Genomic DNA, 7,909 nt, shown 5'->3' on the forward strand with positions numbered 1-7,909 from the left:
AAGCTGCAGTGGGGGGAGGTGCGCGCGCTCAGGCGTGGAACGGCCCGATGCGGTACAGCACTTCCGGCAGATGGGTGCCTTCGGGGAACAGCCCGCCGTCGAAGAGCACCTCGCGCTCCAGGGCCACGTCGTGGCGCTGCGCGTAGGAGGTGAACAGGCGGTCCGACGCGGTGTTGTCCGGGGTGACGGTCGTCTCGACCGAGGCGAGGCCCTGTTCGGCGGCGACGCGTGCGGTCAGGGCGTCCAGCAGCTTCGCCGCCAGGCCGGTCCCGCGGTGGCCGTGGTCGACGGCCACCTGCCAGACGACGAGCGTCTCGGGGCGGTCGGGCCTGATGTACCCCGTCACGAAGGCGACCGGCGTGCCGGTCTCGTCACGCGCGACCACGGAGGTCGCCGCGAAGTCACGGCACCACAGCAGGTAGCTGTACGAGGAGTTGAGGTCCAGGACCTCGGAGTCGCGGGCGATGCGCCAGATCGCGGCCCCGTCCTCCACTCGTGGCGTGTCGATCGTAAGGAATTCGCTTCGGGCACTTGCAAAATCTGCTGGTGCGGCGGTCATGGCATTTGAATTTACCTAGCAAATTTCAAAATTGCATCGACGTCAGGGGTTGGGTGGAGCGATCGGCTGTGTTATCAGGCGGGTGCGCGCACCGGCGCGAATCGCTGGCGATTTCTTCCGTTTTGGCCCGGATTTTTCGGACAGAAGTCCGGCTGTGTGGAGTCGGTCACAAGCCCATAACTCTCTCCACACACAAGCGAAATGAGCCCGGGAGGGGGTTCGAGAACGAGGGTGTTTAGCCTCGGGAGGAGCGGGCATAAGAATGCGGGGAGCTGCTCAGAATTAAGCAGCTCCCCGCAATTGTCGAAAGCGGTGCGATTTATTCGCTGGGCCAGGTTTCCGACACGGCCTTCCGGGCAGCCTCCAGATCGACCTGCCGGCCCGCGTCGGCCAGCGCCGACCCCAGCGCCGCGAGCGAGGCGAGCACCGCGCCCCGCGTCGCATCCACCCCGTAGTGATTGACCCGGATCATCTCCCTGGACAGCGCCCCGCCACCCGCGATCAGCGGCAGCGACGGCTCGCCCGCGAGCGCCCGCGCGACCAGCGCCGACGCGTCCGCCCCCTCGGGCGTGCGCAGCGTCGTCGCCACCGGCGCCGCGTCCCGCGCCTCGTGCACGTACGGGGTCAGACCGCCGCCCAGCGCCACCGCACCGGCCCGGGTGGCCGCGGCCGCCGCCGCGTGACGCGCCATCACCGCGTCGAGGCCCTCCGCCTCGATCCGCTCCACACACGCCTCCAGGGCCAGCATCTCCAGCTGGGCCGGGGCGTGCAGCAGCGCCTTGCGGCCACCGTCGATCCAGCGCTCCTTCCAGTCCAGCAGCGACAGGTACGAGCGGCGCGGCGCCTGCGGGTTGGCCGCGATCCGCTCCCAGGCGCGCCCGCTCACGGACACCGCCGACACCCCGGCCGGCCCGCCCATCGCCTTCTGCGCCCCGATCACGCACAGGTCCACGCCCCAGGCGTCCGGCAGCAGCGGCTCCGCGCCCACCGAGGCGACCGCGTCCAGCATGAACAGCGCCCCGTGCGCCCGCACCACCTCGCCGATCTCCGCGACCGGGTTGGTGTTCCCCGTCGCCGCCTCGGCGTGCACCAGCGAGACGAAGTCGATCTCCGGGTGCGCGGCCAGCGCCTCGGCCACCTGGGCGGCGGTGACGGCCGTGTGGAAGGGCACCTCCAGGTCGACGACCTCGGCGCCGCAGTCGCGCAGCCAGTTGCCGAAGGTCTGCCCGTAGGGGCCGGTCACCACGTTCAGCGCCGTCGAACCCGGCCGGGCGCCGCCCCTGATGCAGCCCTCCAGGGGCAGCAGGGCCTCGCCCTGCATGATGACGACGTCCTGCTCGGTGGCCAGCAGACCGGCCACCCGCCGCTCGATCGCCGCGAAGTGCGCGGCGGTCAGCGGGGCGAGGTCGAGGAAGGGGTGCGTCACGGCGGTGCTCTCTTCGGGTTCGGATCGGCGGACCCCGGTCCGCTGACCGGGCGTCTTCGAGAGTACCCAGCGCCCGCCGCACGGCCCGGGACAGGGCGGCGCACCCGCGGCGGCCCCTCGTACAGTGCTGGGCATGACTGATCACGAGGCATCGCGGGTGCTGCATGTGAAGGGGCGGGTGCTCACCGGACCCGACGAGGTCAGGGACGAGCTGTGGGCGGTGGACGGCCGTGTCACCTACGAGCGGCCGCCGGGCGCGGACGACGCCGTCACCGTCTCCGGCTGGGCCCTGCCCGGACTGGTCGACGCCCACTGCCACGTCGGACTCGACCACCACGGCGCCGTGGACGCGGCGACCAGCGAGAAGCAGGCGCTCGACGACCGGGAGGCCGGGGCGCTGCTCCTGCGGGACGCGGGCTCGCCCGCCGACACCCGGTGGATCGACGACCGCGAGGACCTGCCGAAGATCATCCGGGCCGGCCGCCACATCGCCCGGCCCCGCCGCTACACCCGTAACTACGCCTGGGAGGTCGAGCCGGACGAGCTCGTCGCCTACGTCGCCCAGGAGGCGCGGCGCGGTGACGGCTGGGTGAAGCTCGTCGGCGACTGGATCGACCGCGAGGTGGGCGACCTCACCGCGCTGTGGCCGCGCGAGGCGGTGGAGGCGGCCATCGCCGAGGCGCACCGGCTGGGCGCCCGGGTCACCGCGCACTGCTTCGCGGAGGACTCACTGCGCGACCTCGTCGAGGCCGGGATCGACTGCGTCGAGCACGCCACGGGGCTGACCGAGGACACCATCCCGCTCTTCGCGGAGCGCGGGGTGGCGATCGTCCCCACCCTGGTCAACATCGCCACCTTCCCCTCGCTGGCGCAGAGCGGCGAGGCCAAGTTCCCACGCTGGTCCGCCCATATGCGCCGGCTGCACGAACGCCGCTACGACACCGTGCGCGCCGCCTACGACGCCGGGGTGCCGGTCTTCGTCGGCACCGACGCGGGCGGGGTCCTCGCGCACGGTCTGGTGGCCGACGAGGTCGCGGAGCTGGTGAAGGCGGGCATCCCGCCGCTGGAGGCGCTGTCCGCGACGACCTGGGGCGCACGCGCGTGGCTCGGCAGGCCGGGACTGGAGGAGGGGGCACCGGCCGACCTCGTGGTGTACGACGAGGACCCGAGGGCCGACGTGCGGGTGCTGGCCGGGCCGCGCCGGGTCGTCCTGAACGGGCGCGTGATCGCCTGACGCACCGCGTTGACCGGCAGTGACCCGGGGGCGGCCCGCTCGTTGAACCTTTTCCGTGTACGCGGCACGGTCACCGTACGGGCCGCCCCTGTGCCGTCCGAAACGCCGTGCCGCTCAGTGAAACGGGTGAACGCGAGGAACGCACGTGCCGGAATATTCGAAAACAGGCACGGAAACCCCCCTTTGGAGTGAACTGGCCTCAGGTGTCCGCCAGTTCACTCTCTGTGCGTAAAGATTCACGGAGTCGAGGCCACCGGTGCCCGCGATGTCCCCCATTGGACGGCGCCGGTGGCTCCATGTCTCTTGTGGGGGTTCCACCATCTTGAACAGCAACACCTTCCGTCTCGCCGCCCTGGCGGTCGCCGCCGCACCCGTCGCGCTGCTGGTCACCGTCCCGGCCCACGCGGCTCCCGCGACCACCACCACGGCCGGCGGCGACGGGAAGGCGAGCGCGACCGTGCTCCGCACCGCGCTCGACGTCTCGCTCCTCAACAAGGCGGTCGACGTACCGCTGAAGGTCACGCTCAACGAGGTGCACGCACCGCGCACCGCCGAGGAGACCGCGCTGAGCGTCCGGCTCGACGGGGTGGACCGCGGAAAGCCGTTCAGCGTCCTCAAGGCGGACGTGGCCACCGCGAAGGCCACCGCCGACAAGCACCGCGCGGCCGGCTACAGCAACCTCGCCAACGCCCGGGTGAGCCTGCCGGGGCTCGCGGTGTTCCCGCTGATCGAGGTGGAGAAGGTCACCTCCAAGGCGGTCTGCGAGGCGGGCAGCCGCCCGGTCGCCGAGTCCAACGTGCTCGGGCATGTGTCGGTGCTCGGCAAGCGCGTCACGCTCACGGCGGGCGGCACCACGCGGGTCGCCGTGCCGGGTGTCGGAGAGGTGAGCCTCGACCTGTCGAAGACGGAGACCACCTCCCGCACGGCCGCGGCGGTGGCGCTCCAACTGAAGGTGTCGGTCAACCCGGGCAGGCTGAACGTCGCGGACATCAAGGGCGAGGTCACGCTCGCGGAGGCCACCTGCGAAACCCCGAAGGGCCACGGCGGCCACAGCGGCGGCGGGGACAACGGGGGCGGTCACAACGGCGGTGGTGACAACGGGGGCAACGAAAACGGCGGTGTCGATAACGGGGGCAACGAGAACGGCGGCAACGAGAACGGGGGCTCGGGCAACGGCGGTTCGACCGACGGCGGCTCCGGGAACGGCGGCGCTACCGACGGCGGCGGCTCCACGGGCGGCGGCGACAAGGCCGACACCACCGGGGGCGGCGGCGACGTGAAGACCCAGACCGGCACGGACCAGGCGCCCGCCGCGAGCGACGCGGACCTGGCCGAGACGGGCAGCAGCTCCAGCACCCCGTACATCGCGGGCGGCGCGGCCCTGCTGCTGGCGGCCGGCGCGGGCGCCATGGTCGTGACCCGCCGCCGCGCGCGGGGCTGACGGCCCGAGGGGAGGAACCCCGGGGGAGGGGATGGTGAGCGGTGCTCCGAGGGGGGAGCACCGCTCACCTCATGAGGAGACGGCCGACGGCGGGAGCACCGCTCACCGTGCGTGCGGGCGCTCCGCGCCCGTGAGCACCGCTCGCCGGCCACCGCCCGTGAGCACCGCTCACCGGGCACCGCCCGTCCTACCGCCCCACCACCGTCAGCGCCTGGAGCGCCAGGTCGAGGGCCTGGAGGAAGCGGTTGGTCGTCGTCCGGTCGCGTACCGCCAGCCGCAGCCAGCCGTCCCCGAGCCCGGGAAACGTATCGCCGCGCCGGGCCGCGAAGCCCAGCAGCCGCAGCCGCTCCCTTATCTCGGCGGCCCCGTCGAGGCGGATCAGCACGAACGGCCCCTCGGCCGGCTCCACCACCCGCACCTCGGTGAACTCGCGCAGCCCGGCGACCAGATGGGCCCGGTCCACGACGATCCGGTCCGCCGCGTCGGCCGCCTCCGCCAGGGCCCTGGGCTCCACGCACGCCTCCGCCGCCGCCAGGGCGGGCGACGACACCGGCCACAGCGGCTGCGCCTCCTCCAGGAGGCGGATCGTCTCCGGGGCGGCCGCCACGTAACCGATGCGCAGCCCGGCGAGCCCCCAGGTCTTGGTGAGGCTGCGCAGCACGACGAGCCCGGGGATGTCCGTACGCCCGCACAGGGCCTCGCGTTCGCCCGGGACCGCGTCCATGAACGCCTCGTCGACCACCAGGGTGCGCCCGGGACGGGCCAGCCGTTCGAGGACGGCGGCGGGATGGAGCACGGACGTCGGGTTGGTCGGATTGCCGACCACCACGAGATCCGCCTCGGCGGGCACGTCGGCCGGGTCGAGCCGGAAGCCGTCCCCGGCCCGCAGCAGGACCCGCCCCACCTGGTGCCCGGCCGCGCGCAGCGCCGCCTCGGGCTCGGTGAACTGAGGGTGCACCACATACGGCCGCTCGGCCGGCAGCGCGCGGGCGATCAGGACGAACGCCTCGGCCGCACCGGCGGTCAACAGGACGCGTTCCGGCGGCAGTCCGTGCCGTTCGGCGACCGCCGCACGTGCCTCCCGCCCGTCGGGATACGCGGCGAGCGCACCCAGCGAGCCGGCTATCCGCTCCTTGAGCCAGGCCGGTGGGGTCCCGGCCCGTACGTTGACGGCGAGATCGGTCAGATCCCGGTCCCGTCCGCGTACTTCCGCGTCGCCGTGGTGACGCAGATCGTGCGTGCCCGAGCCTGTCGCGTCGGGACTCTCAGTGGGAGTGTGCATGACCGCCGTGGTGGGGGTGTGGTGTGGGGGAGTGCGCCGTCGTCTGGGTGGACTCCGGCAGGATGACTATGCGCCCCGCACCCGGTTTCACGCAACGGTCCCGACCGGCCGGCGCGCGACCGCGCAGGTGGCCATCGACGGGTGCCCGTCACGGGGCCGCGACTTCCTTTTGGATACGAGGAGTTGACCGCCCCCGGCGAGGGCGGCGGCCTCGGCCACCGAGGGGGTGCCGAGGGCGGCGAGCGCCGCGCCGGAGGGGTGCGGGACGGCGACCCGGGCCAGCACCCCGGCCGGGTGCGCCCGCAGCGGCACGCCCAGCCGTGCGGCGGCGCCCACGATCCCCGGCTCACGGGCCTTCGCCTCGACGGTGGCCAACTCGGCGACCGCGCCCACCGGAAGTCCGGCCTCCCGCAGGACCTCCGCGACCAGCCCGGCCACCTCGTCCGCCGAGACGCCCCGGGAGGCGCCGACCCCGACCACGAGCGCGTCGAGATGCGCGGACCGGGGTGCATCGGCTAGCAAGAGGCCATGGCGGTGTTCGTCGCGCTCGGCGCGTTCCTGATGACCCTGGCCGGCGGCTGGGTCGCCCAGCGCGTCAGCGACCGCCGCCACCTGGTCCTCGGTCTGGCCGGCGGGCTGATGCTCGGCGTGGTCGGCCTGGACCTGCTGCCCGAGGCGGTGGAGGCGGCGGGCGGCCTGGTCTTCGGCGTCCCGGCGGCCCTGCTGCTGTTCGTCGGCGGATTCCTCGTGGCCCACCTGGTGGAGCGGCTGCTCGCGGTGCGCCAGGCGGCACACGGGGCGGCCGAGGAACGCGTCCCGCAGGTCGGGCTGACGGCGGCGGCCGCGATGGTCGGCCACAGCCTGATGGACGGCGTCGCACTCGGCGCCGCGTTCCAGGTCGGCGGAGGGATGGGGGCGGCCGTCGCGCTCGCCGTGATCACGCACGACTTCGCGGACGGCTTCAACACGTACACGATCACCAGCCTGTACGGGAACGCCCGCCGCAAGGCCCTGACGATGCTGTTCGCGGACGCGGCAGCACCCGTCGTCGGGGCGGCGACAACGCTGCTGTTCACCCTGCCGGAGGAACTCCTCGGCTGCTATCTCGGCTTCTTCGGCGGCGCGCTCCTCTACCTCGCCGCCGCCGAGATCCTGCCCGAGGCGCACCACGACCATCCGGCTCTCTCCACCCTGCTGTGCACGGTGGCCGGAGCGGGCTTCATCTGGCTGGTGGTGGGCCTCGCGCAGTGACCCCGCCCCCGTGGTCACCCCCGGCACCGTTCGACGAACCGCACGGCCGTGCCGGGCGAGGCGGCCCAGTGGGTGTGCAGATAACTCGCGTGTACGTTCCCCCGCACGAACCCCTCGACGCGCCGCTCGGGCAGGTGCATGCCCCAGGCGGGCTCGTCCCCCGCACCGGGCTCGATGACGGTCCGGTGGAACTCGTGCCCCCGCATCCGCGCCCCGGCGGGCGCCAGCACGTTGTCGGTGAGCGCCACGGCATCCCGGTACCCGAGCGTCAGCCGCTTGGTCATCCGCGCATCGGCGTCGAGCACCCCGCACATCGGCAGCCCGTCCAGCGACCGCGCCAGATACAACAACCCGGCACACTCGGCAGCCACCGGCGCCCCCGAGAGCGCCAACTCCGCCACGGCCTTCCGCAACGCCTCATTGGCCGACAACTCGGGCGCGTACACCTCGGGGAACCCACCCCCGATGACGACCCCCCGGGTCCCCAGCGGCAACGCCTCGTCCCGCAGCGGATCAAAGGTCACGACATCGGCCCCCGCAGCGGCGAGAAGCTCCGTGTTCTCGGCGTAGGAGAACGTAAAGGCAGCCCCACCAGCAACAGCAACAACAGGCTTGGCACCCGCAGCCACATCCAGCCGCGCCGCACCATCCAGCCCCTCCGGCGTTTGAGGCGCGGGGTCCGGGGCGGAGCCCCGGTTACGGGAAGGGGCGGGGAG

5 protein-coding genes and 2 pseudogenes are annotated in these 7,909 nt (G+C 73.1%); 3 read left to right on the forward strand and 4 right to left on the reverse strand.

Annotated features, from left to right (window positions below):
- Positions 1-28 precede the first annotated feature (28 nt).
- Positions 29-559 (reverse strand): diaminobutyrate acetyltransferase, encoded by a 531-nt coding sequence (gene ectA / locus EAO73_RS21240; protein WP_263576309.1) that lies wholly within the window; start codon positions 557-559, stop codon positions 29-31.
- Between the two features lie 319 nt (positions 560-878).
- On the reverse strand, positions 879-1,985 hold the full coding sequence (locus tag EAO73_RS21245) for a pyridoxal-phosphate-dependent aminotransferase family protein (RefSeq protein WP_147973068.1): 1,107 nt from the start codon (positions 1,983-1,985) through the stop codon (positions 879-881).
- A 157-nt stretch (positions 1,986-2,142) separates the two neighbouring features.
- Between EAO73_RS21245 and EAO73_RS21250 the strand changes: the two genes are divergently transcribed.
- Together EAO73_RS21250 and EAO73_RS21255 are read left to right on the forward strand one after the other, a co-directional pair.
- A complete protein-coding gene (locus EAO73_RS21250) occupies positions 2,143-3,219 on the forward strand; it encodes an amidohydrolase family protein (protein WP_191134200.1) in 1,077 nt (358 codons plus the stop codon).
- 322 nt (positions 3,220-3,541) lie between these two features.
- The gene (locus EAO73_RS21255; protein WP_147973070.1) at positions 3,542-4,660 is read left to right on the forward strand and encodes an SCO1860 family LAETG-anchored protein; all 1,119 of its coding nucleotides are present in this window, start codon (positions 3,542-3,544) and stop codon (positions 4,658-4,660) included.
- A gap of 187 nt (positions 4,661-4,847) precedes the next feature.
- Here the strand turns inward: EAO73_RS21255 and cobC are convergent.
- Positions 4,848-6,464 (reverse strand): annotated as a pseudogene (gene cobC / locus EAO73_RS21260) (Rv2231c family pyridoxal phosphate-dependent protein CobC).
- Positions 6,465-6,470: 6 nt separating this feature from the next.
- On the opposite strand from cobC, the gene EAO73_RS21270 reads away from it, so the two are divergent.
- Positions 6,471-7,193, forward strand: a complete 723-nt coding sequence (locus EAO73_RS21270; RefSeq protein ID WP_147973073.1) for a ZIP family metal transporter — start codon at positions 6,471-6,473, stop codon at positions 7,191-7,193.
- Between the two features lie 14 nt (positions 7,194-7,207).
- Here EAO73_RS21270 and EAO73_RS21275 read toward each other — a convergent pair.
- Positions 7,208-7,909, reverse strand: a pseudogene (locus EAO73_RS21275) (cobyrinic acid a,c-diamide synthase); the annotation flags it as partial.

Origin of the sequence: Streptomyces sp. col6, from assembly GCF_008042035.1 — a bacterium.
Lineage (GTDB): Bacteria > Actinomycetota > Actinomycetes > Streptomycetales > Streptomycetaceae > Streptomyces.